The organism is Pseudomaricurvus alkylphenolicus (genome assembly GCF_011683955.1).
GTDB lineage: Bacteria > Pseudomonadota > Gammaproteobacteria > Pseudomonadales > Cellvibrionaceae > Pseudomaricurvus > Pseudomaricurvus alkylphenolicus.
In genome coordinates this window covers 235,285-261,137 of sequence record NZ_JAAQPI010000011.1, presented here as the reverse complement: position 1 = coordinate 261,137, position 25,853 = coordinate 235,285, and the positions used below count along the sequence as shown (strand labels likewise).

Genomic DNA, 25,853 nt, shown 5'->3' with positions numbered 1-25,853 from the left:
AGGTACTCCTTCAAGAAATAACAGTGCCGATTAGGCCACCCTTCCTCCGCATTACGACCTTGGTTTGATTGAGCGACACCCCAAATGACGGTAAAATCGCCGCCTCTTTAAAGACCACCGGTGGAACCCAGATCATGAGTTACGATCACGTCTCAGCAGGCAGAGACTTGCCCAGCGACATTAACGTTATTATTGAAATCCCTCTCAACGGCGACCCAATCAAGTACGAAGTCGATAAAGACTCAGGCGAAATCTTCGTCGACCGTATGCTCGGCACTGCCATGCACTACCCCTGCAACTACGGTTACGTACCCCACACCCTGTGCGGTGACGGCGACCCCGTAGACGTGATGGTAGTAATGCCCCTGGCCGTGGTACCTGGCGCTGTGATCCGTTGCCGCCCGGTTGGCGTTCTGAAAATGACCGATGACGGCGGCGAAGACGCGAAAATCGTTGCCGTTCCCCATGAGAAGGTGACGCCACTCTACAAAGACGTAGAGGACATCAACGATCTGCCGCAGCTGACGCTGGACCAGATTTCTCACTTCTTCCAGCACTATAAGGATCTGGAGCCAGGCAAGTGGGTGAAAATCGACGGCTGGGGCAACGCCGAAGAAGCGCGCAAGGAAATCTCCGATGCGGCTGATAACTTCAACAACGCCAAGGACAAGCCCCATTTCTAATGCTGTCGGCTTTTTGGCCCCATAAAAAAACCGCGCTTTTTAGCGCGGTTTTTTTATTTACAGGGGTGCAATATATACCCGAATACAAGTGCAAATGGTGCGGGTGCCCTGGGGGTACAAGGTGAATCGAGCGCAGCTCAAAGAGAGGGCTGCCTGGGCTGTACCGGGAGCAGCAATGGTTTCACTCCAGCGACAGGCCACTGATATCCGGATTCAGAGGGGTTTTGTCATCCTTCAGTTGCCCCAGATCACTGCCGGTGGGAGCCAGATCGACGTCCGGCACTTCTATCTCCGGTAATGGCAGAATATTGCGCTCCTCCTCAGACAACAGATCTGCACCCGGCTCACTCAGTTCGGCGTCGAGATCCGCGACCAAAACCTCTGCTGGACGATCGATCTCTGCTGGGTCCACCAAAAAACCTTCATTTTCTCGCAGTGAGAAGGCGCTCAAATCCAGTTCCTTCTCCACATCCTGGGCGCGTTCTGAAGGCTTCAGCAGATCAGCGCCGGCCGGAGCGAGTGTGAATGCTCCAGTCTCTTGAGCCCCGGCTTCCGTTGTCTCCGCTTCCGGGGCTGTGGCCCCTGTACGGGTTTCTTGTTGCTGGGATTCTTGCGCCGCAAGTCGCTCTTTGAGGGTGGTTCCCGCCTTGCGCTGGGCCGGCTCCTTGCGCTCGGGTCGCCTTGCGGGTTTCTTTGCCTGTATTTTGCCCGCTGGCGCCACCTGAACGTCGGCACCCGCCTGGCGCAATGCTGCCTGGTAGCGTTCTGCAGCCGACTTTTCCAGATTGCGTTTCAGCGGGATGGCCGCACCGGTAAACAGACTATTGATCTTCTGCTCGTCGGCTTTAAATAGCTGGGCCAAGCGCTTTTTGACCTCCAGAAGCTGCTGACCGGGCAGAATATCGCCACGAAAAACGATATCGAAGAGTTGGTTGGAAGATTCGCTCATGTCACTCATCATAGCACCATTGTCCGCAAAATCTCACACGCTTTGGAGACATTCCCCACTGGCCAATTTTCAGGCCCCGTTCCATACTGCCCTTAATGGACAGAAGACAAGGAGCGGTCAACAGATGAGCAGATCCCCTTCCCTCGTTATCGACAATCAATCCGTCAAATTTGAAGCCATCACTCAGCGACTGCAAAAAGACATCGCGTTTCTCAGTGAAAGACTTGAGATGCTGGAAAACCAGCCCCCCGGCAGCACACTCGTGCGAAAAACCTATGCTGACATGTTGGAAAATCGCCGATCAGTATTGAAATGGCTGTCTGATTACAACTCTGGTGAACAAGAAGATAAGTCTGACGGGCGCCGGCAGTCTTGAAAGATGATCAGAGTTTGAAGGTAAAAACAACGACGTGGCCCGGAAGGACCTGACCGTGATAAACAATGCCAACGCGTACGCCACTAACAAGCGCTCTAAAACTCTCTGTTTTGGTGACCACAAGGTGAGCTGTTTTTTGCTCGAAAAACAATTGCAGCAGGAAGTCGGTGAACTCAGTCGGCGCATCACAGAGCTTCAGCAGACCAACCGGCCCAATCTCACTCAGCTTCAGCATTTGGGTAATATCTTACAGAGTCGGCAAGCTGTATTGCACTGGCTTCACACCAGTGCTCATCTTCGATATTGACGTTAAACCGCCGAAGCCTTCAGATCCTGCTGGCCCACCACTTTATTGCGGCCGGATTCTTTGGCTTGGTAGAGGCTGGCGTCCGCGCGGCTGAATAGCGTGTCTGCAGTGTCTTTTTTACGACACCAACTGACGCCAATAGATACCGTGATAGGATCCACCGGTTCCTGGTTGGAGCCAATGGTTAGCTTGGTACCGCCAATGCGATTCGCAATGGATTGCGCCAGAGCCATTCCCCCGCCGTACTCAGTAGCGGGCAATAGGACAGCGAACTCCTCGCCGCCAAACCGGGCAACAAAGTCTTGTCCTTTGATCATTTTTTTCAGAATGGACGCCACAAATCGCAACACCTTGTCACCGGATTGATGGCCATATTTATCGTTGAAGACTTTGAAGTGATCAATATCAAGCAACAGCAAACAGCATCCGCGCCCCGTGGTCTTGGTCAGCTTGACCTGTTCTTCAAATATCTGGTCAAACGCACGGCGATTGGCGATCCCCGTCAACGCGTCCTCCAAAGCACTGCGCTCCAACTCCTGCAGCGTATTGCGCAGCTGATTAACCTCTTCATTCAAGGTTTCGATTTTCTGGCGAGCCTTGCAACTGACATTTTTGGCTTTTTGGGAATGCTGTAAGAGCCTATCGACGAGTTGCACCAACGACGCCTCATCCTGCTCGCCACGCAGGCTCTCGGCACAATCGTTGAGCACCTGCTCATAGTCGGTAATACCATCGCTGAGCACATGTATATGATCCAGAAAGTGGGCAATCAACTGCCTGATGGCATCGCGCAGCAGATCCATTTTGCGCCGGTCCACTTCGGTGAAAAAGCGATGGTAGAGCTGATGACAGATCTGTGGAGTAAACGCCAACTCACGATTGATAACACGGTCCACTTCACTATTGAGCTGAGGAATATCCTCGACCACATAGTGATACCACACCATGATATTCTCGGGTGTAGCAGGAATTGCATGTTCGCGCATTTTTTCGAGCGCGGATTCCAGGCGCTGCATCGCCAGTTGCATCAGCGCATCATCCTGAGTGGAATTCAACCCTTGTTCTCCTGACTGCCCATAGTTCTTCTTGCTTCTTGTTGTTGATAATGATGACCTGGACTGACACTCACTGTTGAGCGTCCTCACCCAGCTGGTGATCCATATTGAGCGCGGGCGCTTCGCATTGGGGTCGCCCCACCACTTTGGCAGGCACTCCCGCAACTGTAGTGTGAGCGGGAACCGACTCCAGCACCACACTGCCCGCACCAACCTTGGCACCGTCACCCACCGTGATACCACCAAGGATCTTTGCACCCGCACTGATCAAAACGCCGCTGCCAATCTTGGGATGACGATCACCGCCCTGGCAGCCTGAGCCCCCCAATGTCACCGCATGCAACATGGAAACATCGTCCCCAATCACTGCTGTTTCCCCTACCACCACACCGGTGGCGTGGTCAATCATAATGCCTTGACCAATACGGGCTCCCGGATGAATATCGACACCAAACACTTGGGAGATCTGGTTTTGGAGATACAGTGCCAGTGGCTGCCGCTGTTGCTGCCAAAGCCAGTGGCTAACTCGCTGTGCCTGCAGTGCATGAAAGCCCTTAAAGTAGAGGAACGGCATAGTGAACTTGTCGCAGGCGGGGTCGCGATCCTTATAAGCTTTGATGTCCGCACGCATGGCGACACCGATGCCGGGGTCTGCTGACAGTGCTTCTTCAAAGACTTCTCGAACCGTCATGGCCTGTACGGTAGAGCTATCAAGTTTATTGGCCATATGGAAACTGATGGCAGCCTCGAAAGACGGATGATTCAAAATTGCCGCGTGATAATAGCTGGCGAGCACCGGTTCTTCACGACTGGCGGTTTCGGCCTCCGCTCGAATCGCCTGCCAGATAAAGTCTTCCGCGGGCGCCTGCAGGTTCTGAATGCTCAAGTCCGGGGTATTCATAGCTTACGTTCACTCAATCAACAGGACTAATGCCAAGATTTGGCAGATATCACCTATGCGAATAAAGGTAACACCTTAGCCAATGGAGCTTAGCATAGAGTGGCGCCCTCCGGCGCCACATAGCGTTGGTAAATTTCCTGTGCGCGTGGCTTTATCCACTCCAATAATGGCCATTCTCCCTGTGCCATCAGGCGTTGGAAAGCATCGAAATCAAATGATCGCGCAAAAGAATCTGCCAGAGGGCGGTAGCTCAGGTGCCAGGGCTCCGGGGCGACGCCACCCCGATCCAGGTCAAATGGTCGGAAGAAACCGTGGCTGTCACCACTGTTGATACAGTCATCCAACCAGCCATGAAATGCTTTGAATAGACCTTCGCACTCCTCTGGCGTCAGTTGCAGTTGATAGTCCGCTGGCATCGCCGCCGCATCGTAAACATCCAAATCCGTACCCCAGTGGTGGCGAGAGGTTCCAGGCAGCGCCGACCAACGCAATATCCGCTCCAGTATTTGCTCTTCACTCAAGTCGGCAGAGTCCAGGGCAGTGCCGTTGTCCGCGAATAGCGGCCGCTGTCCAGCTGCTTTGGCTTTCCAGATAGACAGCTGTCGTTGATAGCTTCTGTAGCTGCTGGCGATGGCCAGCTCAAACCCGGCTTGCATCGCGGCCTGACGCAACTCCTCCAATGCGGGCAGCACCTGTGCGTGTACAAGGTGACCGCTCCAGCAGGGCACAAGATGCCGCTCGGTTTGCCCCGTGAGCAATTCAAAAAGGTCCTGGGAGGCCATAATACTCCTGAATTTGCCATGCCTGGATAAGCATGTATTATAACAATCAGGCCTATAGCGCTGAAATTAGAAACAATAAATACAATAACACTGTCAACTTGGGGACTCGACGTTATGACGCACAGTCATAGTGATTTGCTCCAGCTTAAAAATCTGGGGGCCGCCTCAGTGAATATCCTGCATGCGGTAGGTGTTCATTCTTATGAAGACCTGAAGGAAGTTGGGGCCGTTGAGGCCTACATCCGAATCAAAACTCGTGGTATCCATGTTTCCAAGGTAATGCTGTACGCCCTTCAGGGGGCACTCATGGAGGTTCATTGGAACGACCTGGAGCCCGATCTGAAAGAACGTCTGGTCATGGAAGCAGAAGGTGCGCTAGCTAACGTCAGCTGACCACCTGTTAATACAATTTTCCCAACCTTAATGACGATCAAACATTTTCTAAAAATGAGAATAATTCTTATTGACTTTCAAATGAGAACGAGTATTATTAGCAACACGTTTCGCAAGAAACGCTGAGTCAAGGTTCTCATGACCTTCTCTCCTCGGGAAGTCTGACTTCCCAACAGGCTAATCACGGTTGTTGAGCCACCCCGATTGGGGTGGCTTTTTTTCAATTCTTTACCCGTCGATCGCCCCTTCCCATTGAATTTTTGTCACAGGCACACATCTTACTTACCTGAATACCTTGTTTTTAACCGATATTTAGGAGAAAGCTTCAGTGTTGCGAATCGGTCTGTTTTTACTCACCAACCTGGCAGTGATTGTGGTCGCCAGCATCACCCTCAATTTACTGGGTGTTGGCTCCTACCTGGACCAGAGCGGTACCGGGCTAAATCTCACCAACCTGCTGATCTTCTGTGCAGTATTTGGCTTTAGCGGCTCACTGATCTCGCTGTTCCTGTCCAAATTTATGGCCAAGCGCGGCACTCGCACCCAAATCATTGAAACTCCGTCCAACGCCAGCGAGCAATGGCTGTTGGAAACCGTTGCCGAACTGTCCCGTGACGCCGGCATCAAAATGCCTGAAGTAGGCATCTTCCCCGCTCAGGAATCCAATGCCTTTGCCACCGGCTGGAACCGTAACGATGCCCTGGTGGCTGTGAGTGCCGGGCTACTGCAACGATTCAGTCGCGATGAAGTACGTGCGGTGCTGGCGCACGAAATTGGCCATGTGGCCAATGGCGATATGGTGACTTTGGCGCTGGTCCAAGGTGTTGTGAACACCTTTGTGATGTTCTTCGCCCGTATTATCGGACACCTGGTGGACCGCGTACTGCTCAAAAATGAAGAGGGTCACGGTATCGGCTTTTATATCGCAACCTTTGTGGCCGAGATGATCCTGGCCGTGCTGGCTTCTATTATTGTTATGAAGTTCTCCCGCTACCGCGAATTTCGTGCCGACCAGGCCGGTGCACGGCTTGCCGGCCGCAGCGCCATGATTGGCGCCCTGCAGCGTCTGCAGATGGAAGTGGAAGCCCAGGTACCCAGCTCCATGCCCGACAGCATTTACGCTTTCGGCATCAGCGGCGGTTTCAAACAACAGATGTCCAAATTGTTTGCCAGCCACCCTCCCCTGGCCGAGCGCATTGCCGCCCTGCAGCAAACCGCTTGATATTGATCTACGAGAGGCCTGTTCACATGACCAAACTGATGAGCATGCTGGTGCTGCTCGGAGCCATCATTGGCCTAAGTGCTCCAATCAGCGCCAAAGCAGCTTTCTCCACGGATGACGAACAAAACACCATCGAGGTGTTTCGTTACGCCAGCCCAGCCGTTGTCTACGTGACCAACCAGGCCGTGGTGCGGGATCGCTATAGTTTTAACCTGCAAACGGTACCCCGGGGAACAGGCACCGGGGTAATCTGGGACAAGAACGGCTACATCATTACCAATTACCATGTAATCGAAAAAGCCAACAAAATCACCATCACCATGCATGACCAGAGCCACTGGCCGGCGGAAGTGGTGGGTATCGCGCCCTCCAAGGATTTGGCCGTACTGAGAATCAAGGCACCCAAAGACAAGCTTCAACCTCTGCCTTTGGGGGATTCCGGAAAGCTAACGGTGGGCAACAAGGTTCTGGCCATCGGCAATCCCTTCGGCCTGGACACCACTCTGACTGTGGGCGTGGTCAGTGCTTTGGAACGGGAAATCAAGTCCAGCAATCAGCGCACCATCCGCAATGTAATCCAGACGGACGCCGCCATTAACCCAGGCAATTCGGGAGGGCCGCTGATTAATTCCAACGGCGAGCTGATTGGCATCAACACGGCCATATACAGTCCCAGTGGCGCCAGCGTTGGTATCGGCTTCGCCATCCCCATCAATACGGTCAAAAGCATTGTGCCAAGCCTGATTGCCAATGGGCGCCTGCAGCGCCCCTCCCTGGGTATCGAGATTGGTCCCAGCCATTGGGCTCGTCAGTACGGCGTCAAGGGAGTGCCGATTCTCGCCGTCGGGCGCAACACGCCAGCGGCACAGGCTGGGTTAAAGGGGGTCAGCAGAACCCGCTGGGGCTCTTATCAGCTGGGCGATGTGATCATCGGACTCGGCAGCGATGTGGTGGAAAACACGGACGATCTTCTCAGCGCCCTTGAAAAGCACAGCCCCGGTCAACGCGTGCAGGTGGATCTGGTGCGGGATGGCAAGGTAATGCAACGCAAACTGAAGCTGGCACCGCCCTCACAATGATCGAACTGTGTCTATTAGAGCACATCCCCAATCACCAAAGCCGGGGATTTAAGCTGGGCGAAGATGAGCTGTTCGCGGTCCGCCACAACCGCACCGTTTACGTCTACCGCAACCGCTGCCCGCATCTGGGTATCCCGTTGGAGTGGGTACCGGATCGGTTTTTGGATACGGATGGGGAGCTGATCCAGTGCTCCACCCATGGCGCTCTGTTTACCATCCACGATGGCTTTTGTGTGTCCGGCCCCTGCAGCGGCCAATCCCTGCAGGCGCTGGAGTGCAGCGTCGAAGGTGGCGTGGTTCGGGTCAGAATTGACTGATCTGTACCCGCCGACCTGATCTCTACCCTGATGGACTATATCGCCACTGCCAGCGCCTCGGTCAGAACTATTTCTGTGGGGTCCAGCCTGGCCTTGTAAGCCACAACCTCCACACCTTCTGCCACAACCTCCCGCAGGGTATTGGCGTATTCCGGATCGATGCTTTGCGCCGGAGAAACGCTCTCAATACCACTGTGTTGGACGCAAAACATCAACACCGCCCGGTGCCCTTGAGAAGCCATCAACGCCAACTCCCGCAGATGTTTGGTGCCACGGCTGCTCACGGCGTCTGGAAAAAAGCCCTGGCCTGCGCCTTCGCATAGGGTGACGTTCTTGACCTCCACGTAGCACCTCTCGTCGCCACGACTCAACAGAATGTCAATACGACTGCGCTCCTCACCGTAACGCACTTCGGTCTTAAGCTCGTCATAGCCCTGCAGCTCCGCAACCACTCCACTTTCGATAGCCTCAACCACCAGTGCATTGGCCCGCCCGGTGTTGATACCGGCAAGATCGCCATCGGGCGTGGTGGCAATTTCCCAGGTGTTGGGGTATTTGCGCTTGGGATTATCGGAAGTGGAAAACCAACAGGGACTGCCTTCGGCCAGGCAGTTTTTCATCGAGCCTGTGTTGGGGCAGTGAATCGTAATTTCCTTTCCATCGGGCAGGCGCACATCAGCAAGGAAGCGTTTATAGCGGCGCAGCAGAACGCCCTCTTCGAGGGCGGGATCGATCTTCATGGGGTCAGTGTAATTCCGTAACAGTCGGTGGGTAATGTTGCTCCAATTAAGAGCACTCACTATAGGGATTGGGGCAAAAACTGCAACGCAGACAAGGTCCTTTCCGGCCTCACCGCAAATATTGGCCACTGTCATCAATTTGCAGTTGACAGTGCCGTTCGATGGGCGCAGTATCCGCGCCCGATCCAGAATCGGAGGGGTGTAAAAACCACTGGCTAGGGTTTTCAGGATCTGGTAGCTTGCTCGGTCTGGCCAAGAACGGCCAATCGACGGTGCGGGCGTTGAACCCGGTATTGAGAGCCCAGTTTCAAGAAACCTGTGACTGCCCTTGAAAAGTGGTCAGATCACCCCCATGTCGACCCAATTGGAAGCAACGAAGAGGCGCATAAAGATGCCGGATAACGCTAAGAAAGCTGAAAGTATTACGCTGCGTGGCTTTGAGCCCTATCAGATGAAAGAGGGCGAAGAATACATGAACGAGGCTCAGCAGGAGCACTTTAAGGGGCTGCTGCAGACCTGGAAGACTGAATTGATGGAAGAGGTGGACCGCACCGTCTCTCACATGAAGGACGAAGCCGCCAACTTCCCGGATCCCGCTGACCGCGCCAGCCAGGAAGAAGAATTCAGCCTGGAACTGCGCACCCGCGACCGCGAGCGCAAACTGATCAAGAAGATTGACAGCACCATGGAGCTGATCGAAAACGACGATTACGGCTATTGTGATACCTGTGGCGTCGAAATCGGCATCCGTCGCCTGGAGGCACGCCCCACCGCCACACAGTGCATCGACTGCAAAACCCTGGACGAAATCAAGGAAAAGCAGGTCGGCGGCTAATTCGCCCAGCCTCCGATAAGATACAGGGCGCCATTCACGGCGCCCGACACTTACCCGGTGCAGATGATCTGCCCACTCTCAACCAGCCCAAGGCGAACCCACAGGTTCAGCTGCAAAGGTTTGACCGACCTTGACCTCCTATATTGGCCGCTTTGCCCCATCACCCACTGGTGAACTCCATCAGGGATCACTGCTGACCGCCGTTGCCAGCTATCTCGATGCCCGTTCGCAGGATGGCACCTGGCTGGTACGCATGGAGGATCTTGATCCGCCGCGGGAACAACCCGGCGCTGCCGATGCCATTCTGCTATCCCTGGACCGGCATGGATTGCATTGGGATGGAGAGGTGATGTACCAGAGCAAGAGATCACCAGCCTATGACGAGGCGCTGGAGTTGCTTCGGGCCAGAAACTTAACGTATTGCTGCGACTGCACCCGCCAGCGGCTGAGAGGGTTACGCGCCTATGACGGACACTGTCGCCGGCACCCTCCCTCGCAGGATCGGCCTTGTGCAATACGCCTGCAGATACCCGACAAAAACAGCGCCACCATAACCTACAACGATCTGTTTCAGGGACCTCAGGAACAAGATCTGACAGAGGAGCCGGGCGACTTCGTTATCCATCGCAAGGACGGGCTCTATGCTTATCAACTCGCGGTGGTGGTGGACGATATCGATCAGGGCATCACCCATGTCATCCGGGGCCTGGACCTGCTGGATTCCAGCCCCAGACAGCGCTATCTGTTTGAGGTGCTGAACCGGAAACCCTCTTGCACACCGGAAATGGGCCATCTGCCAATTATTGTTAACCCGCAGGGTCAAAAACTGAGCAAACAAACTTACGCGCCAGTGCTGGACGCGACCCGCGCCAATGAAAATCTGTGGCAAGCATTGTGCGATCTCAATCACCAACCCCCGGCCGCACTTCGGGGCGCAACCTGTAGCGAGCTGCTAAGCTGGGGGAGGGAACATTGGAGCCGTCAGCGCGTGCCTCGCTGCGCCAGCCTGCCCGCCGTGACAACGACAACTTAACGAGCGCCCGGTTAACCAGTACAATCGCCGCCGTAATAATAATCGAACAACCTGGCGACCCCCGCCCTCTCAAAAGATCACCTTTGAGAACACCGACGGGAACGCCATCGCGATAAGACCATGAATAATCAGCGCCTTCTTATTTTATTTCTGCTGATCGCCTACATCTTCTCCCCTACCCTGTTTACCTGGGTGGTTAACCCGGAAGGTGCCTGGTATCGCCCCTATATTCTCTGGGCCATCCTGATCCTGGCGGCTTTTATCTTTCAGAGGCGAAGCAACTCCGATGACCTTTGATATCACCACCATTGCTCTGATCGGTATCGCCTATCTGCTGCTGCTGTTCGGGGTTGCCTATGTTGCCGAGCGGGGCTGGATATCCCATCGCGTCCTGCACCACCCGATCACCTACATTATGTCGCTGGGTATTTTCGCCAGCGCCTGGTCGTTTTACGGCGTCATAGACCTGGCGTTTCAATTTGGCTATGGCGCTCTGGCTTATTACCTGGGCACCGGCGCGTTATTCCTGTTTGCCCCTGTCGCAATTGCACCGCTGGCTCAGCTCGCCCGCCGCTTCCAGATTGGCAGCCTGGCGGATCTGTTGGTATTTCGGTACCACAGCCAGGCGGCGGGCAGTCTGGTAACGGCCGGTATGGTGATGGCCTGTCTGCCACTGCTGGCCCTGCAAATACAGGCGGTTGCCGACACCCTTCAGATTATCACCATCAACAGTACCGAAGAGCTCCCGGATGCACTTAACGACTGGAGTTTCCGTGAGGTGATGGCTCTGGCCTATTGCGTATTGCTGGCCCTGTTCACCGTACTGTTCGGCTCGGGCCGCGATCAACATCCAGGCCTGGTGGTCGCCATGGCGCTTGAATCTCTGATCAAGGTAGTCGCCCTGATGGCAATTGGCCTGCTGGCTGTCTATGGCGTTTTTGGCGGACTTGACGAACTGGACCAATGGCTGCTGGACTACCCAGAAAACCTGGAATTACTGCACCAGCCAATCCACGACACCGCCTCGCACACCCTGCTGCTGGTATTCCTGGCGACGGCCATCTCCATGCCTCACATCTTCCATATGAGCGTGGTGGAAAACCCCCTGCACAAAACCACGGCCACACTGAGCTGGGCCTTTCCCCTGTTTTTGCTGTTTTTGGCGCTACCCATCTTCCCGATTCTCTGGGCCGGCTTCGAACTGGGAGTCAACTTGCCAGCCCAGTACTTTACCCTCGGCATCCCCATGCAAATGAACTCTCCCGGGTTCACCCTGCTGGCCTTCCTCGGAGGCGTGGCGGCGGCCACCGGGGCCATGGTGGCCCTGTGCCTGGCACTGAGCACCATGCTGCTCAACTACTGGTTGTTACCGGCCACCCGATTGGGGCGTCACAACCTCTATCGCCAACTGCTGTGGTCACGGAGAGTATTGATTTTATTGGTATTCTCTGCCGGTTATGCCTTCTATCAATTGCTGGATAATAACTACAGCCTTACCCATCTGGCGCTGATGGCATTTATTGAAACGCTGCAGTTTCTGCCAGGCATCTTTGCCGTCGCCTACTGGCCAACGGCCAACAGCCGGGGATTTATCTGGGGGCTGTGCCTCGGCACACTGGTGTGGATGGTCGGGCTCTTACTGCCAACAGTCTTTGGTATCGATCACGTAACCGTGCCTGTGCTGGATAAAGAAATCGGACTGGGAATTGATTACTGGAATACCATCACGCTGATGTCCCTGGGCCTCAATGTGGGTGCATTCGTTCTGTTGTCACTCACCACTCGCACCAGTGAGGAAGAGCGTTACAGTGCCGAGCTTTGCGCCGAAGATGAACTCAGCCACCCCCTGCGTATGATCCTCGACGTACACAGCGCAGATGAATTTGCTACCCGCCTGGCCAAGAGTCTGGGCGAAGACAGTGCGCGCAAAGAATTGAAGCGGGCGCTGGACGATCTCAATCTCAACCGCAATGAACGTCGCCCTTACGCCCTCAGGCGTCTGCGCGACAAGCTGGAAGCCAACCTGTCGGGCCTGATGGGCACTGCGGTGGCATCCGAAATCCTCGACCGCCACATCCCCTACCATCTGCCAGAGGCGAAGGGCACAGCCGACATCAACCTGATTGAAAACCGCTTGACCAAATACCGCAGCCAACTGACCGGCATGGCGGCCGAACTCAACAACCTGAGGCTGTACCACCGCAACACCCTGGAAGAACTACCGATGGCGGTTTGCTCGCTGGGGCAAGACCTGGAGATCCTGATGTGGAACCAGGCAATGGTGGCGCTGACCGATATCCCATCCGAGACAGTGATAGGATCGCACCTGGACGATCTCAAACAACCCTGGCGCCAACTGTTGGAAGACTTCTCCCGCAGCCCTATGCCCCACTTGCATAAACAGCAGCTGGACCTGGGTGGCCGCTCCCATTGGATTAGTCTGCACAAAGCCAATATCGCCAGCCCCGTGGCCAACAGCGCCGATGGTCAGGTCATTCTGCTGGAAGACATGACTGAAACCCAACTGCTTGAGCAAGAACTGGTGCACAGTGAACGACTGGCCTCCGTGGGCCGACTGGCCGCTGGCGTTGCCCACGAAATTGGCAACCCCATCACCGGTATTGCCTGTCTTGCCCAGAACCTAAAGTACGAGACCGATGATCCGGAAGCAGCCGAAGACACCGCCCAGCAGATCCTCAGTCAGACCCAACGGGTCAGCCGTATTGTTCAGTCTCTTGTGAGCTTCTCCCACACTGGCCAGCAAGACAAAATCGACTTTATGACGGTGAGCCTGAGAGATTGCGCCGAAGAAGCCATTGCTCTGCTGTCGCTGCAAAAGGATAAGACACAGGTCCGCTTCCGCAACCACATCGACACCCACCTTTCTGTGCGTGCCGACTCACAGCGCCTGATCCAGGTGTTTATCAACCTGCTGTCCAATGCCCGCGACGCCAGCCCCGAAGACAGTGAAGTCAGACTGGAAAGCTCGATAGAAGGCCACTTTGCCCAGTTCCGTGTCATCGACCAGGGTAGCGGCATACCCGCCGAACACCAGGAACGGGTATTGGAACCCTTTTTCACCAGTAAAGACCCCGGCGAGGGGACGGGGCTGGGCCTGGCCATGGTTTACAGCATCGTCGAAGACCACGAAGGGCACCTGGATATTCTCAGTCCGGCCCCCGGACAAACACTTGGCACTCAAATTTCCATTAAATTGCCCCTAAACCTTGAAAGTCAGCACGAGTCAGGTAACACTAACTGATTATTCTTGTAACAAATCGGGTAACACTGCGTCTATGAGTAACATTCTGGTTGTTGAAGATGAGGCCATCATCCGCACGGCACTGCGCAAATTGCTTGAGCGCAACAAATACAGTGTCAGTGAAGCCGCCTCGGTCAAGGAAGCCTGCCATCGCCATGATCTCAGCCGCTACGACCTCATCATCAGTGACCTGCGCCTGCCCGGTGCTCCAGGCACCGATCTGATCAAGGAAGCCGGCGAAGTTCCGGTGCTGATCATGACCAGCTACGCCAGCCTCAGATCCGCCGTGGACTCCATGCGCTTGGGTGCCGTCGATTACATCGCCAAGCCCTTTGACCATGACGAAATGGTCAACGCAGTCAAACGAGTCATCGGCAAAGCCAACGACGCCGCCCGCCAACGAAAACCCAGCAAGACCTCCAGCCACCAGATCCCGGGCATGATCGGCACCAGCCCGGTCATGAAAACCCTCTACAACCGAATCCACAAAGTCGCCCCCACCTCAGCCACTGTCCTGGTCAATGGAGAAACGGGCACCGGAAAAGAACTCGTCGCCAGGGCCATCCACAGCGAAAGCCCTCGCCAGAACAAACCCCTGATCTCCGTCAACTGCGCCGCCATCCCTGAGACCCTGATTGAATCCGAGCTTTTCGGGCATGAAAAAGGCGCCTTTACCGGTGCGGCCAGTAAGAGTGAGGGCCTGGTGGCCGCAGCTCACGGTGGCACACTGTTCCTGGATGAAATCGGTGAACTGCCTCTGGAAGCCCAGGCTCGCCTCCTGAGGGTGCTACAAGAGGGCGAAGTCCGCCCCATCGGCTCCACCGAATCCCACAAAGTTGACGTTCGCCTGGTAGCCGCCACTCACCGCGACCTGCGCAAACTCTGTAAAGAAGGCAAATTCCGGGAAGATCTCTACTACCGTATCAACGTTGTACAACTGCAACTGCCACCACTGCGAGACCGCGGCAAAGACATCATCGCCCTGGCTGAGCACCTGCTGCAGCGATTCTGTGACGACATGGACAAACCCCTGCTGTCCCTCAGCCCCGAGTCCATACAGGCTGTTACCACCTACACCTGGCCCGGTAACGTCCGTGAACTCGAAAACGCCATGCAGCGCGCTGTGATCCTCTGTGAAGACGAAAAAGAAATCAGCCACGACCTGCTTGCCATCGACCTCGACCTGGTCCAGATCAGCGACGAAAAAGACGAAATCATCCAGCAAGTACAAATGACCCAGAAAAGCCGGCAGCAGACCAGCAGCCCGGCCCAGGATCCCAACGAAGATCTGTCACTGGAAGATTACTTCCAGCGTTTCGTCCTGGAACACCAGGACACCATGAGCGAAACCGAACTGGCCCGTAAACTGGGCGTCAGTCGCAAATGCCTGTGGGAACGCCGCCAACGCCTGGGCATTCCGCGCAAGAAGACCGCCGCCGGGGCCAAGTAACACCACCCCGCCGCTTCTGAGGGTGGAAATCGTGTTCCACCCCCGTATCCCTTCCAATACTCACTCTCTAGCTGATACCCCTCCTGAATCACTGTGATTCCAAGGAGGCTGACCCCTTAGTCTCCTTGGCCTTAAAATACCAATGAGGCACAAAGCTCAGCGCACTACGGTGTAAAAGGTGGCTGGGGTACTGTTTCCGGAGCATTAAAGAGGGTGCCGAAAGAGCAAAAGAGACCGGCGTCTTTTGCTGGGCTCTTTTGGGACTGAGGGAAGCCCGGAGGGCCACCCGACCGCTCCGGAAACAGTGCCCCAGCCACCGTTTGAGGCACGATAGTCTATGCTCCCCAAAGCCCCTTGCCGCCGCTTGAGGCACGGACCTGGAAACCCGGAACCACCAAACCTCAACCCCCGGAAATATCACCAACCCGAACCCAATACCAAATGTAACAGTCACCCGTTACACGTATTTCAAAGTGTTACCAACGTCACAGATTCGTAACAAGATTCGGGACAATAGGTAACGAGCGGTAATAACGAATCCAAATAAGCAAACCTTTCTTAACCTACAAGTCATTGAAAAATAAGGAAATTTCAATGTTGGCACGGGCAATGCTTTAGTGGGCAGCATAATAAAAACAACAAACAATAAAAACAAACGACATCAACGCTAATAACAACAAACAATAAGAAAAAGATTAATAAAAATAACAACAACAAATAATAAGAAAAAAGCTACTTAGAATAAAAACAACAAACAATAACAACAAAGACTAAATTAACAATAAGAACAAAAAACAATAACAAGAAGACATAATTTAATAACAACAAAAAACAATAAGTACAAAAGCGTTAAAAACTGACTGTTACAACTGACTAAAAAACTTGGAGAGGATTTGCCATAGAGCAAACAACCCTGACGCAAGGAAGCTGCGCTCTTTTAGACAGCGCGACTGCTTAGAATAATAAGGACAATAAAAAATTCTGCGGGAAAGCCTCGGCTTTCCCGTTTTCATTTCTGCCCTCCGCTCTCTATCCCACGCCGCTTATAAAAGCCGCCAACGGCAGCACAACAATGCCTTTACCCGGTCACCGTGATACACTTCGCCCCCGAAAATGAGACCCTGCGTCCTCACACACCCAATATCAGCAGTCCAGACCATGTTAAAGCGGCTATTCAGCTTACCGTTCAAGAACCCCCTGGCCCGGTCTACCCCGGCCATTAACCACCAGATACTGCCGCGAGATGAGCACAACATCTCACGCCGCCAGATCAGCCGTGCCGCCCTTAAAGTCATGCAACGCCTTGGCGATGGAGGCTACGAAGCTTACCTGGTCGGCGGTGGCGTCCGGGATCTCCTGCTGAAAGACCAGCCCAAAGACTTTGACGTCGCCACCGATGCTACCCCGGAACAAGTCAAACAGCTGTTTCGCAATGCCCGCATCATTGGTCGCCGCTTCAAAATCGTCCACGTTCGCTTTGGCAGAGAAATCATCGAAGTCACCACCTTCCGTGGCCACCACCATGACGCCTCCAGCTCCAAACACTCTGCCCGCTCCGAAGATGGCATGCTGCTGCGCGACAACGTGTATGGCGACATCCAGTCCGATGCCATTCGTCGTGACTTTACCGTCAATGCGCTCTATTACACCCTGAATAAATTCAGTGTCCACGACTTTACCAATGGTATGAGAGACATCCAGGAGCGCAAAATCCGGATGATCGGCAAACCGGAAACCCGCTACCAGGAAGATCCGGTGCGAATGCTGCGCGCCGTAAGATTCGCCGCCAAACTTAACTTCGATATCGAACGGTCGACGGCAACCCCCATTGGCAAAATGGGCCCACTGCTGGAGAACATCCCAGCGGCCAGACTGTTTGAAGAGGTTCTCAAACTCTTTATGGGTGGCTACGGTGTCGCCGTTCTTAAAGGCCTGCGCGAGTATGACCTGCTTCAATACCTGCTGCCCGCAACCGATCAGGCGCTCAAACAACAGCTACCCTATGCCGAGGCCCTGTTCGAGCAGGCCGCCCACAACACCGATGATCGCATCCAGAGAGATCTGCGGGTCACTCCGGCATTTATCTTTGCCGCTCTGCTTTGGCCCAGCGTTCAGTCCGAAACACGCAAATTGCTGGACGAGGGTATGCCTCCGGTGCAAGCCTCTGCAGAAGCCGCTCAAAATGTGATCAGCCAGCAACTGCAACGCACTTCTATCCCCAAACGCTTTACTCAGGGCATGAAAGAAATCTGGGACCTTCAGCATCGCTTGACCCGCCGCCAGGGCAAACGCGCCGAGCGGATCTTCGAACACCCCCGCTTCCGGGCCGCCTATGACTTTGTATTACTGAGGGAGCAGGCCGGTGAGGATCTGGAGGGCCTTGGAGATTGGTGGACCCGCTATCAGGATGTGGACGCGGACGAACGCACCCGCATGAGTGAAAAGATATCGGGCCCGGGTGGGGGAGCCAACCGTCGCCGTCGACGCAGACGCAAGCCCTCCGGCGGCAACCGCGGCGGTAACGGCAGCTCGTCTCATAACAACTCTTCTCAGAGTTGATTTATGGTCTGCGCTTACATCGGCCTTGGCAGCAACCTGGCGCAACCGCTGGAACAGGTTCGCCGCGCCATAGCGGAACTCGATCAAATCCCCGAGACCCGTGTGCTGGCGCATTCCCGCTGGTACCGCAGTGTGGCCGTAGGGCCTGGAGATCAGCCCGACTACATTAACGCTGTGGCGGAATTGGAAACCGATCTCGAAGCCCACGCCCTGCTCGACCAGCTGCAGGCCATTGAACAGGCCCACCAGCGGGTACGGTTAGAGCGATGGGGACCGAGAACACTGGACCTTGATCTGCTGCTCTACGGCGACGACATCATCGCCACCGAGCGATTGACCGTACCCCACGCTTATCTCAAAGAGCGAAACTTTGTGCTGTTCCCACTGGCAGACCTGGCGCGCGATTTAACGCTTCCCTCCGGCGAGTCACTTGAGTCATTATTGGCACTGAGCACCAGCGATGGCCTGGAGGCGCTCGAAGATTAGCCTCCCGCGAACAAATCAGGAGTGGATTCATGAGTGACGGTTTTGCCCTTTCCCTCAATACTCAGGGCCTGGATCTGCCGCAGTTTATCGCCGTAGAAGGTCCCATAGGCGCCGGCAAAACCACTCTGGCCCGTAACCTGGCCCAGACCCTGAACGTGGGTCTGCTGGAAGAAAACGCCGAGGCCAACCCTTTTCTGGAACGCTTCTACCGCAACCCACGGGCTGCGGCATTACCGACGCAACTGTTTTTCCTGTTCCAGCGCTCTCAGCAACTGCAGGACCTGCGCCAACAGGACCTGTTCCAGCAATCACTGGTTGCAGACTATCTGATGGATAAAGACCAGTTGTTCGCGCAAATCACCCTCGACGAGGATGAACACAAGATTTACCAGCAGGTTTACGACAGCCTCAACATCGAAGCCCCCCTGCCCGACCTGGTGATCTACCTGCAGGCACCCAGTGATGTCCTTCAAGAACGAGTGGCGGCACGCGGACTTGAGGCTGAACGCCATATGACTCGCGACTATCTGGACAACCTCAACAACGCCTACATGGAATTCTTCCATTTTTACAACCGCGCCCCTCTGCTGATCGTCAATGCGGCTGAGTTGGATCTCGCCCACAACATCGATCACTACCGGCATCTGGTTGAATATATGCTGACCATTAAGAGCGGCCGACACTACTACAACCCCACCCCGACCCTGTAAACTGGGACGATGTGATTTTCGATCGGAATACCGAACCATGCCATACGGAACTGTTCAGGCCGACAGCGGCCTTACCAAACCCATTACCACACTGACACTGCGCAAAATGAAGGCCGAAGGCCATAAATTCGTAACCGTCGCCCTGTACGACGCCCCCATGGCGGCAATGGCGCAGAAAAGTGGTGTCGAGGTCTTGCTGGTGGGCGACAGCCTGGGCATGACCGTGCTGGGTTACGACAGCACTATCCCCGTCACTATGGAACAGATGATTTATCACGTGGAGGCGGTGAAACGCGGCAACAGCAAATCCCTCATCATGGGTGACATGCCGTTTATGACCTACGCCACGCCCGAGCAAGCCATGACCAACGCGACCCGCATCATGCAAGCCGGTGCCCACATGGTCAAAATCGAAGGTGGAGAATGGTTGGCCCCCACCGTCAGGATGCTCAGTGATCGTGGTATTCCCGTTTGCGCGCATATCGGACTGACACCACAGTCAGTGAATAAGTTTGGTGGCTTTCGCGTTCAGGGCCGCAGCGACGAGCAGGCCGAGCAGATTCTGAAGGATGCCATTGCTCTCGACCGGGCCGGGGCCGATCTGTTGGTCCTCGAATGTGTTCCCAATGAACTGGCCAAGCGTATTACCGAAGCGGTGAGCATGCCGACGATTGGTATCGGCGCCGGCAGAGACACCGATGCTCAGGTCCTGGTGATCAATGATATTCTCGGCCTCACCGAGCAGCCCCCCAAGTTTTCCAAAAACTTCCTGGTGGAGGCCGAAGATATTCCGGGGGCCTTGCGCAAGTACGCCAGCGATGTGAAAAGCGGTGTGTTTCCTGATGACGAACACACTTTTGGTTGAACTCTCAGGCGCTATCTAGAGCGGTACATCCGGGCAAGGGAAACTGACCTCAAACTCCACACCACTGTCGGGCCGATTGCGGGCCGTTACCGTGCCGCCATGAAACTCCACAATCAACCTGACGATGTGAAGCCCCAAACCCAGGTGGGTGGTCTCACCCCCTGGTTCGCGTACAGACACCAGCGAATCAAACAGTTGCCCCTGCATTTTCTCCGGCAACGGCGGGCCATCGTTGGCCACCGTCAGCAGCAATCCTCGCTGCCCCGCCAACAGAGTGATCTTCAATAGGCCGCCAGAGGGGCAAAAGTCGGCACCGTTATCCACCAGTTTGTCGAGCATCTGCACCACCAACTCCACCGAGCCTTGCAGCTTGCGCCCGCGCGCCAGGTCATCAACCTCCACCTGAAGACACACATGCTGATGCAGATCCGTATAAGCCTGGCCCAGACTCTCGATCACCGGCGCCAGCTCAAATGTCTCCGTCTCTGCATGGCGAATGCTCTCCTCCACCCGGCTGGCAGAACTCATCGCCGTGATAATCGACGACAATCGCTGGCTGCCCTGCTGAGCCCTTTCGGCATAGGTGCGGGCCGACTCCGACAGCGCCTCATGCTCCAGGTTGTCCAATGAACTGCGCACTACCGCCAGCGGCGTTCGCAGTTCATGGGAAAGCTTGCTGGACAGACTGCGCAGATAGTCCGTGTACTCACGCAATCTCTCCAGCAGGGTGGCGTAGCTGCGGTTCAAATCGCCCAGCTCATCGGCGGATTTCGAATGGGGGAACTCCACCTGCAGCCGCCCACCTTCCAACAGCGCCTGATCGGCAGCTTTGCTGAGCCGACGAATGCGAAATGACAGCCAACTCGCATAGGCCAGCAATCCCATCCCGGTGATCAGCGTCGCCAACAGCGTAAAGTGGAATAACCGGTTAAAGGCACTGTTTGTCAGAGCCAACAACTGTGCGGAGGTTTGCTCCGCAAGAACCACTGCAATCACTTCCTTGTTCCGACCTCTGATCGGCAACGCCACCTGCGCCAATCGCAGATCCCGCCACTGGTACCAGCCACTGGCAGCCTGCCCCTGCTGTGCTTCCAAAACCTGGGGAGAACCGGAACGGCCATTGATTGCAGGCTCCGCAGCAGGGGGCAGGTAGTTGTCCGCCAGCACCCGGAGATAAATCCAACTGAGCAGACCATGCTGTTGCACTACCCTATAAGGCGGCTGCAGATCACCTGCCTTAGCCACTTGCCAACCATTGCGGCTGAGCAGCTGTAAACGCAGCCCTTCATCGCTGAACACTTCAACCGCGCGTTGCAGGGGCGCTTCGAGACCAGCGAGGGGCGCCGGTCGCTCCTGCCCGTGAACCGTACCCAGCCACCGCGAACCGCCACCTTCCCGACGATCAACCACCGCCACCGAGAGCCCCGCCTCCATCATTGTCAGCGGCATCTGCAGTTCCAGTTGATATCCCTGTTGATGTTCCTGCCAATACCCGCGAATTCGGGGTTCCTCGCGCACTCTGCCGGATGAATCTCGGTAGCGTGCCTGAATTTCGCCCGGTGCTCCGGCCCTCAGCACATAATCCTGAACCCGACCACCCGGCTCCATACCCCGAAGAAGCAGATGATCACCACTGGCCAGTGGAGATATAGAGGGGTTGTGATATCGAATATTCGGATCTGTGACGCGAACAAACAGCAACACCTGTTGCGCCTGCCGAGCGAGCCGCAGCTCCATTTCAAGACTGTTATCCACCAGGTCGCGAAAGCGCCTTGGACGAATCCGTGAATGACGCCAGTCGTCGTCATACCCGTCGATCTGCATGGGTGTGTTTATCGGGTGAAGATACAGCTGTCGCTCGAAGGGCTGCTGCCAGTCAGGTTGTTGCAAGCGCTGCACAAAGTCCGCTTCACTGCTTACCCGATCCGCCACGGCCTTAGCGGTGGCGCGCAGGGCCTCTACTTGCCCCTGCCGTAGAGCACTCTCCATTTCTTGAATGTACTGGCATCCGGCCCAGGGCAAACTAAGCGTGAGCAGGCTGACCAGCAGCAGTTGGCGGCGTAGTTTCATTTGCTCAGGGCTTCACAGAGACTTACTCACTGATCCAGCGATACCCCATGCCATAAGCGGTCTCAATGGATTGGAAATTCGTGTCCACCATCTGGAATTTCTTGCGAATACGCTTGATATGGGAGGTGATGGTATTGTCATCGAGAACGACATTGGCAGCATCCATCAACTGCTGACGATTTTTAACGTGGCCGGGGTGTCGGGCCAGAGAATGCACCATCCACAACTCGGTCACCGTTAACTCCACCCGCTGGTCACGCCAATGGGCGCTCATACGATCCATATTCAGACTCAAGGCACCGCGCTCAAGCACATCCTCCGCATCACTTTTGAAAGACTCGCTCAGCGCATCCACCCGACGAAAAAGGGCAACAATGCGGGCCAGCATATGGGGCTGGCTGATGTCCTTGGTCAGGTAGTCGTCCGCCCCCAGCCTCAACCCGGACACCACGTCAAACTCACTGTCCCGGGCGGTGAGAAAAATGATGGGGAGTTGTGGTGCCCTTGCCCTCAGCTCGCGACAGAGATCGAAACCACCTTCCACCTCTTCACCCAGGCCCACATCAATAATCGCCAGGTCCGGCAGTTGCCTGTCGAACGCCGCCATTGCCTGCGGCCGATCCCGGTATAGTCGGACCTGATAGCCCTGGCGCTGCAAGGCATCGCGATAATTCTCTGCAATGGCAATTTCGTCTTCTACCACAGCAATGGTACGAGCCATAGATTTTCCCTGATCCGTCTCTGTTCCTGTCCCGCCATTGTACCGGACTCCAGGCCGGCGACCAGTCAGAGCAGGAAGTCATCACAATTCATCATATTTGATCGCAATGGCGTCAGGTTGCAGGCGGGACGGCAATGGCGCAGAGGAATAAAGAGGAGCAGATGGGGGTTGGAGGTAGAGCAGGCGCCACTGCAACGAAGAGCGGCCGCCTGCTCGGCAGGGAGTTTAGGCCGAGGCCGCCAGCGAAGCCGCCTCCAGCACCACACTGTTGTCACCCGCCAGCGCGTTCTCAATAAGATCCTGATAACGTTTTTCCAGATCGTCACGCAGAATCTTCAGAGTGTGAGTGAGCAGCCCGTTCTCGATCGTCCAGGCTTCAGCACAGACAATGACATGGCTCATTCGCTCATGGACTTCCAGCTGAGCGTTCACTGCCTCCATTTGTGACTGCAGGCTCTCCAGCATCGACGCCGCATCAACGCCCTCTGACAACACCGTCAGCATCACCGTTTGAGGCAAACCACAGCCTACCAGACAGCACTGTTCGACGCCCGGCAGCAACCCAAAGCGATTTTCCACCGGTGCCGGAGCCACATACTTGCCCTTGGCGGTCTTAAAGATATCTTTGACCCGACCGGTAATGAACAGGAAGCCATCTTCATCGATCCGCCCTTTGTCACCGGTACGAATCCAACCATCCACCAGGGTTTCCGCTGTCTTCTCCGGGTTGCGGTAATAGCCAAGCATGTTGCCCTGAGAACTCAGTAACAGCTCACCTTCTTCCGAAATTTTCATCTCGGAATTCGGCGAAATCATCTGGCCCACACTGCCGATCTTGAAGCCCTCAATGGGATTGAAGGTCCCGCCCATGGTCTCTGACTGACCAAAACCCTCACACAGCGGCATACCCAGGCAGCGCCAGGCACGAATGTCATCGGGTGGAATCGGAGCACTGCCGGTCAGAGCGATGGTGACCTGATCCAGTCCCATGGAGGCAAGAATTTTCTCACCCGTGGCGCGGCCAAACTCGGGCTCTTCAATGCAACGAAGCCAGTTTTCCTTACCCAACTGGGCAATGATCCCCGCTTTCAGATTGGCCCAGATGCGTGGCACCGAAAAGAAGAACGTGGGTCGAATTTCCAGCAGATCCGCGACGAATGATTCCTTGTCGCGGTTGAAACCCACCATGGCACCGGCGTAGTAGGAGTGGATATCAATCACACAGCGTTCGGCAATATGCGCCAGTGGCAGATAAGAGAAAAAGCGCGTGTCCGGCCCCGTCTCGGCGAAAAAGCCCAACTCCTTGGCGGAGAATGGCAGGGTCTCAAAACTGTGCATGACCCCTTTGGGCTCACCTGTCGTACCAGAGGTGTATGAAATACTCCAAAGGTCACTGTGAGCACGTTGAGGTTGACCTTGCAATGGTTTGGTCTGCTCAAGCCTGGCCCAGTCTTCGTCGCCCTGTCCGTAGCCACAACCCAACACCTGAATGCCGGGGAAGCCCTCGCGCACTGCCTCTACGCTGCGAGCGCACTTGTCGCCTACCCACAGTAACTTCATGCCACTGTGATCAACCACATAGCGAATCTTGTCTTCTGGCATTGAGGTGTAAATAGGCACGCTCACCAGGCCAGCCATCATGATGGCCAGATCCAACAGCATCCAGCGGGCGCTGTTTTCCGCGTAAAGGCCCACCCGATCACCGTCTTCCAGGCCCAGCTCACGCATACCGGCCGCCAGTGCCCTGGCCGTCTGACCTGCCTGGGACCAGCTGATGTTGACCCACTCAACGCCGTCATGCTGGCGCAGCCAGGTCTTATCGGGAGTCTGCTGCTCCCACTGATAAAACATATCTAAAGGGGACTTGAAGTCTGTTTCGCTCATGCTTGTGTCTCACCGTTGTATTTTTGATCAAAGGGGTGGTGGTTTTATCTTAGCAAGTCGAGGAAGAGCCGCTTGTCATAAGAAGACAAAGGCTTAACATAAGGCGCCATGAAGACGTATCTGGTACGAGCCGAAATCATCGAAGGCTTTACACAATTGGTCACGGAGCTGGGTCAAGACCCTGAAGCCCTGTTACTCGAAGCGGGTTTATCGCCAGCGCTGGTGGCTGATCGTGACCGTCTGCTGCCTAACAGTGCTGTGATGCAGCTCTACGAAAATGCCAGCCGAGCCTGCCGTCGAGAAGATTTTTGCCTGCAGCTGGCCAGATATCAGCGGCCGCTACCCATTGGCATCTCCAGACTCAGCGTCCAGCATGCCCCCACCGTTGGACAGGCCATGTCCATCATGACGGACTATATCCACCTGCACTCCGAGGGCATCCTCTGGTTAATGGATAGTGATGGCCCGCAAAGCTGGCTGCTGAGGGACGACCGCACCGCCGGGCGCCAGGCCGGCTTCCAATACGCCACCTTATCCATGGCCCACGCCATGATGGCGATGCGATTCTTGACCGGTGAAAAATGCTGGTACCCCAGCGCACTGCACTTTTCCTTTGGATCAGTGCGGCTACCCCAGCGCTTTAACCATTACTTTGGCTGCCGGGTGGAATTCAATCGGGAACGCACCTGCATGAGGTTCCCGACTTCTCTGCTGGAGCGGGCTGTTCCCTATCACCAGCCCCAGCTGCAACAATTGGCCCGAAAACACCTGCAAAAATTGCCCTCGGCCGACCGCCCCTTGCTGCAGCGGGTTGAGACACTGATTCGCTCACAACTGCATAAACAGGAGTGTCAATTGGAGACACTGGCGGCCAGACTCAAACTGCACCCCAAAAAACTGCAGCGCAGCCTGGAGAGCGAAGGCTGGACCTTCCGCCGACTGAAAGCCGAAATCCGCTTGGATATGGCCGAACACTACCTCAAAGACTCAGATCTGCCACTGACCACCCTGGCAGACATCCTTGGCTTTAGCGAACTCAGCGGCCTGACCCGAGCCTTCAAACACCGTCATGGTATCTCCCCCCAGCGCTGGCGCCGGCAACACAGCCAACACTTCTCCGGAACAGATGGCGACTAGGGACATTTTCTTGTCGAGTCAGGAATACCTGTTGGTC

The 25,853-nt window shown here is 55.4% G+C and carries 25 protein-coding genes; 16 read left to right on the top strand and 9 right to left on the bottom strand.

The features are described from left to right. Positions 1-134: 134 nt before the first annotated feature. Positions 135-683: an inorganic diphosphatase gene (gene ppa, locus HBA55_RS25135; RefSeq protein WP_166997096.1), complete on the top strand. Its 549-nt coding sequence runs from the start codon at positions 135-137 to the stop codon at positions 681-683. 181 nt (positions 684-864) lie between these two features. Here the strand turns inward: ppa and HBA55_RS25130 are convergent, their stop codons facing one another. Beyond that, positions 865-1,632: a hypothetical protein gene (locus HBA55_RS25130; protein ID WP_166997094.1), complete on the bottom strand. Its 768-nt coding sequence runs from the start codon at positions 1,630-1,632 to the stop codon at positions 865-867. A 124-nt stretch (positions 1,633-1,756) separates the two neighbouring features. Here HBA55_RS25130 and HBA55_RS25125 point away from each other — a divergent pair, with 124 nt between their 5' ends. Further along, positions 1,757-2,008, top strand: coding sequence for a hypothetical protein (locus HBA55_RS25125; RefSeq protein ID WP_166997092.1), 252 nt, complete (start codon positions 1,757-1,759; stop codon positions 2,006-2,008). Between the two features lie 7 nt (positions 2,009-2,015). On the opposite strand, the gene HBA55_RS25120 is transcribed toward HBA55_RS25125, so the two are convergent. The 4 genes from HBA55_RS25120 to HBA55_RS25105 all read right to left on the bottom strand — a co-directional run bounded on the left by HBA55_RS25120 (position 2,016) and on the right by HBA55_RS25105 (position 5,053). After that, entirely contained in the window at positions 2,016-2,243 is a 228-nt protein-coding gene (locus tag HBA55_RS25120) for a hypothetical protein (protein WP_166997091.1), read from the bottom strand. A gap of 74 nt (positions 2,244-2,317) precedes the next feature. Further along, a complete protein-coding gene (locus HBA55_RS25115; RefSeq protein ID WP_166997089.1) occupies positions 2,318-3,370 on the bottom strand; it encodes a GGDEF domain-containing protein in 1,053 nt (350 codons plus the stop codon). A 70-nt stretch (positions 3,371-3,440) separates the two neighbouring features. Further along, complete coding sequence (cysE, locus tag HBA55_RS25110) at positions 3,441-4,271, bottom strand: serine O-acetyltransferase (RefSeq protein ID WP_166997087.1); 831 nt, start codon at positions 4,269-4,271, stop codon at positions 3,441-3,443. Between the two features lie 89 nt (positions 4,272-4,360). Continuing rightward, a complete protein-coding gene (locus tag HBA55_RS25105) occupies positions 4,361-5,053 on the bottom strand; it encodes a M15 family metallopeptidase (RefSeq protein ID WP_166997085.1) in 693 nt (230 codons plus the stop codon). Between the two features lie 114 nt (positions 5,054-5,167). Between HBA55_RS25105 and HBA55_RS25100 the strand changes: the two genes are divergently transcribed. The 4 genes from HBA55_RS25100 to HBA55_RS25085 all read left to right on the top strand — a co-directional run bounded on the left by HBA55_RS25100 (position 5,168) and on the right by HBA55_RS25085 (position 8,064). Next, positions 5,168-5,446 carry a TfoX/Sxy family protein gene (locus HBA55_RS25100; RefSeq protein WP_166997083.1) on the top strand — a complete coding sequence of 93 codons (279 nt, stop codon included), beginning with the start codon at positions 5,168-5,170 and terminating at the stop codon, positions 5,444-5,446. A gap of 328 nt (positions 5,447-5,774) precedes the next feature. Beyond that, the gene (gene htpX, locus HBA55_RS25095; RefSeq protein ID WP_166997081.1) at positions 5,775-6,668 is read left to right on the top strand and encodes a protease HtpX; all 894 of its coding nucleotides are present in this window, start codon (positions 5,775-5,777) and stop codon (positions 6,666-6,668) included. Positions 6,669-6,694: 26 nt separating this feature from the next. After that, positions 6,695-7,747: a S1C family serine protease gene (locus HBA55_RS25090; RefSeq protein ID WP_166997079.1), complete on the top strand. Its 1,053-nt coding sequence runs from the start codon at positions 6,695-6,697 to the stop codon at positions 7,745-7,747. Beyond that, complete coding sequence (locus tag HBA55_RS25085; RefSeq protein WP_166997077.1) at positions 7,744-8,064, top strand: Rieske (2Fe-2S) protein; 321 nt, start codon at positions 7,744-7,746, stop codon at positions 8,062-8,064. The genes HBA55_RS25090 and HBA55_RS25085 overlap by 4 nt, the downstream gene beginning before the upstream one ends. 35 nt (positions 8,065-8,099) lie before the next feature. Here HBA55_RS25085 and sfsA read toward each other — a convergent pair whose 3' ends face one another. Continuing rightward, positions 8,100-8,804 carry a DNA/RNA nuclease SfsA gene (gene sfsA, locus HBA55_RS25080; protein ID WP_166997073.1) on the bottom strand — a complete coding sequence of 235 codons (705 nt, stop codon included), beginning with the start codon at positions 8,802-8,804 and terminating at the stop codon, positions 8,100-8,102. Positions 8,805-9,195: 391 nt separating this feature from the next. Here sfsA and dksA point away from each other — a divergent pair, with 391 nt between their 5' ends. The 9 genes from dksA to panB all read left to right on the top strand — a co-directional run bounded on the left by dksA (position 9,196) and on the right by panB (position 20,004). Then, the gene (dksA, locus tag HBA55_RS25075; protein ID WP_166997069.1) at positions 9,196-9,639 is read left to right on the top strand and encodes an RNA polymerase-binding protein DksA; all 444 of its coding nucleotides are present in this window, start codon (positions 9,196-9,198) and stop codon (positions 9,637-9,639) included. A 130-nt stretch (positions 9,640-9,769) separates the two neighbouring features. Continuing rightward, positions 9,770-10,672 (top strand): tRNA glutamyl-Q(34) synthetase GluQRS, encoded by a 903-nt coding sequence (gene gluQRS / locus HBA55_RS25070; protein WP_166997067.1) that lies wholly within the window; start codon positions 9,770-9,772, stop codon positions 10,670-10,672. Between the two features lie 120 nt (positions 10,673-10,792). Further along, on the top strand, positions 10,793-10,969 hold the full coding sequence (locus tag HBA55_RS25065; RefSeq protein ID WP_166997065.1) for a hypothetical protein: 177 nt from the start codon (positions 10,793-10,795) through the stop codon (positions 10,967-10,969). Then, on the top strand, positions 10,959-13,934 hold the full coding sequence (locus HBA55_RS25060; protein WP_166997063.1) for an ATP-binding protein: 2,976 nt from the start codon (positions 10,959-10,961) through the stop codon (positions 13,932-13,934). The genes HBA55_RS25065 and HBA55_RS25060 overlap by 11 nt, the downstream gene beginning before the upstream one ends. Before the next feature lie 34 nt (positions 13,935-13,968). Continuing rightward, on the top strand, positions 13,969-15,384 hold the full coding sequence (locus HBA55_RS25055) for a sigma-54-dependent transcriptional regulator (protein WP_166997061.1): 1,416 nt from the start codon (positions 13,969-13,971) through the stop codon (positions 15,382-15,384). A 1,158-nt stretch (positions 15,385-16,542) separates the two neighbouring features. After that, on the top strand, positions 16,543-17,943 hold the full coding sequence (gene pcnB, locus HBA55_RS25050) for a polynucleotide adenylyltransferase PcnB (RefSeq protein WP_166997059.1): 1,401 nt from the start codon (positions 16,543-16,545) through the stop codon (positions 17,941-17,943). 3 nt (positions 17,944-17,946) lie between these two features. Continuing rightward, entirely contained in the window at positions 17,947-18,429 is a 483-nt protein-coding gene (gene folK, locus HBA55_RS25045; RefSeq protein WP_166997057.1) for a 2-amino-4-hydroxy-6-hydroxymethyldihydropteridine diphosphokinase, read from the top strand. A gap of 29 nt (positions 18,430-18,458) precedes the next feature. Further along, complete coding sequence (locus tag HBA55_RS25040; protein ID WP_166997055.1) at positions 18,459-19,139, top strand: deoxynucleoside kinase; 681 nt, start codon at positions 18,459-18,461, stop codon at positions 19,137-19,139. Positions 19,140-19,176: 37 nt separating this feature from the next. Further along, a complete protein-coding gene (gene panB, locus HBA55_RS25035; RefSeq protein WP_166997053.1) occupies positions 19,177-20,004 on the top strand; it encodes a 3-methyl-2-oxobutanoate hydroxymethyltransferase in 828 nt (275 codons plus the stop codon). A gap of 15 nt (positions 20,005-20,019) precedes the next feature. Here panB and HBA55_RS25030 read toward each other — a convergent pair whose 3' ends face one another. The 3 genes from HBA55_RS25030 to HBA55_RS25020 form a co-directional block, all read right to left on the bottom strand. Then, entirely contained in the window at positions 20,020-22,074 is a 2,055-nt protein-coding gene (locus HBA55_RS25030) for an ATP-binding protein (protein ID WP_166997051.1), read from the bottom strand. Between the two features lie 22 nt (positions 22,075-22,096). Further along, positions 22,097-22,795, bottom strand: a complete 699-nt coding sequence (gene pdsR / locus HBA55_RS25025) for a proteobacterial dedicated sortase system response regulator (RefSeq protein WP_166997049.1) — start codon at positions 22,793-22,795, stop codon at positions 22,097-22,099. Positions 22,796-23,020: 225 nt separating this feature from the next. Next, complete coding sequence (locus HBA55_RS25020) at positions 23,021-24,679, bottom strand: AMP-dependent synthetase/ligase (protein ID WP_166997047.1); 1,659 nt, start codon at positions 24,677-24,679, stop codon at positions 23,021-23,023. A gap of 108 nt (positions 24,680-24,787) precedes the next feature. On the opposite strand from HBA55_RS25020, the gene HBA55_RS25015 reads away from it, so the two are divergent. Continuing rightward, complete coding sequence (locus tag HBA55_RS25015) at positions 24,788-25,816, top strand: AraC family transcriptional regulator (protein WP_166997045.1); 1,029 nt, start codon at positions 24,788-24,790, stop codon at positions 25,814-25,816. Positions 25,817-25,853: the final 37 nt, after the last annotated feature.

What these genes read in the sequence shown, in the direction of transcription:
- ppa (WP_166997096.1), top strand. Translation starts at nt 135, where the DNA reads ATGAGTTACGATCACGTCTCAGCAGGCAGAGACTTGCCCAGCGACATT.
- HBA55_RS25130 (WP_166997094.1), bottom strand. Translation starts at nt 1,632, where the DNA reads ATGAGCGAATCTTCCAACCAACTCTTCGATATCGTTTTTCGTGGCGAT.
- HBA55_RS25125 (WP_166997092.1), top strand. Translation starts at nt 1,757, where the DNA reads ATGAGCAGATCCCCTTCCCTCGTTATCGACAATCAATCCGTCAAATTT.
- HBA55_RS25120 (WP_166997091.1), bottom strand. Translation starts at nt 2,243, where the DNA reads ATGCTGAAGCTGAGTGAGATTGGGCCGGTTGGTCTGCTGAAGCTCTGT.
- cysE (WP_166997087.1), bottom strand. Translation starts at nt 4,271, where the DNA reads ATGAATACCCCGGACTTGAGCATTCAGAACCTGCAGGCGCCCGCGGAA.
- HBA55_RS25105 (WP_166997085.1), bottom strand. Translation starts at nt 5,053, where the DNA reads ATGGCCTCCCAGGACCTTTTTGAATTGCTCACGGGGCAAACCGAGCGG.
- HBA55_RS25100 (WP_166997083.1), top strand. Translation starts at nt 5,168, where the DNA reads ATGACGCACAGTCATAGTGATTTGCTCCAGCTTAAAAATCTGGGGGCC.
- HBA55_RS25090 (WP_166997079.1), top strand. Translation starts at nt 6,695, where the DNA reads ATGACCAAACTGATGAGCATGCTGGTGCTGCTCGGAGCCATCATTGGC.
- HBA55_RS25085 (WP_166997077.1), top strand. Translation starts at nt 7,744, where the DNA reads ATGATCGAACTGTGTCTATTAGAGCACATCCCCAATCACCAAAGCCGG.
- sfsA (WP_166997073.1), bottom strand. Translation starts at nt 8,804, where the DNA reads ATGAAGATCGATCCCGCCCTCGAAGAGGGCGTTCTGCTGCGCCGCTAT.
- dksA (WP_166997069.1), top strand. Translation starts at nt 9,196, where the DNA reads ATGCCGGATAACGCTAAGAAAGCTGAAAGTATTACGCTGCGTGGCTTT.
- HBA55_RS25065 (WP_166997065.1), top strand. Translation starts at nt 10,793, where the DNA reads ATGAATAATCAGCGCCTTCTTATTTTATTTCTGCTGATCGCCTACATC.
- HBA55_RS25060 (WP_166997063.1), top strand. Translation starts at nt 10,959, where the DNA reads ATGACCTTTGATATCACCACCATTGCTCTGATCGGTATCGCCTATCTG.
- HBA55_RS25055 (WP_166997061.1), top strand. Translation starts at nt 13,969, where the DNA reads ATGAGTAACATTCTGGTTGTTGAAGATGAGGCCATCATCCGCACGGCA.
- pcnB (WP_166997059.1), top strand. Translation starts at nt 16,543, where the DNA reads ATGTTAAAGCGGCTATTCAGCTTACCGTTCAAGAACCCCCTGGCCCGG.
- folK (WP_166997057.1), top strand. Translation starts at nt 17,947, where the DNA reads ATGGTCTGCGCTTACATCGGCCTTGGCAGCAACCTGGCGCAACCGCTG.
- HBA55_RS25040 (WP_166997055.1), top strand. Translation starts at nt 18,459, where the DNA reads ATGAGTGACGGTTTTGCCCTTTCCCTCAATACTCAGGGCCTGGATCTG.
- panB (WP_166997053.1), top strand. Translation starts at nt 19,177, where the DNA reads ATGCCATACGGAACTGTTCAGGCCGACAGCGGCCTTACCAAACCCATT.
- HBA55_RS25030 (WP_166997051.1), bottom strand. Translation starts at nt 22,074, where the DNA reads ATGAAACTACGCCGCCAACTGCTGCTGGTCAGCCTGCTCACGCTTAGT.
- pdsR (WP_166997049.1), bottom strand. Translation starts at nt 22,795, where the DNA reads ATGGCTCGTACCATTGCTGTGGTAGAAGACGAAATTGCCATTGCAGAG.
- HBA55_RS25020 (WP_166997047.1), bottom strand. Translation starts at nt 24,679, where the DNA reads ATGAGCGAAACAGACTTCAAGTCCCCTTTAGATATGTTTTATCAGTGG.
- HBA55_RS25015 (WP_166997045.1), top strand. Translation starts at nt 24,788, where the DNA reads ATGAAGACGTATCTGGTACGAGCCGAAATCATCGAAGGCTTTACACAA.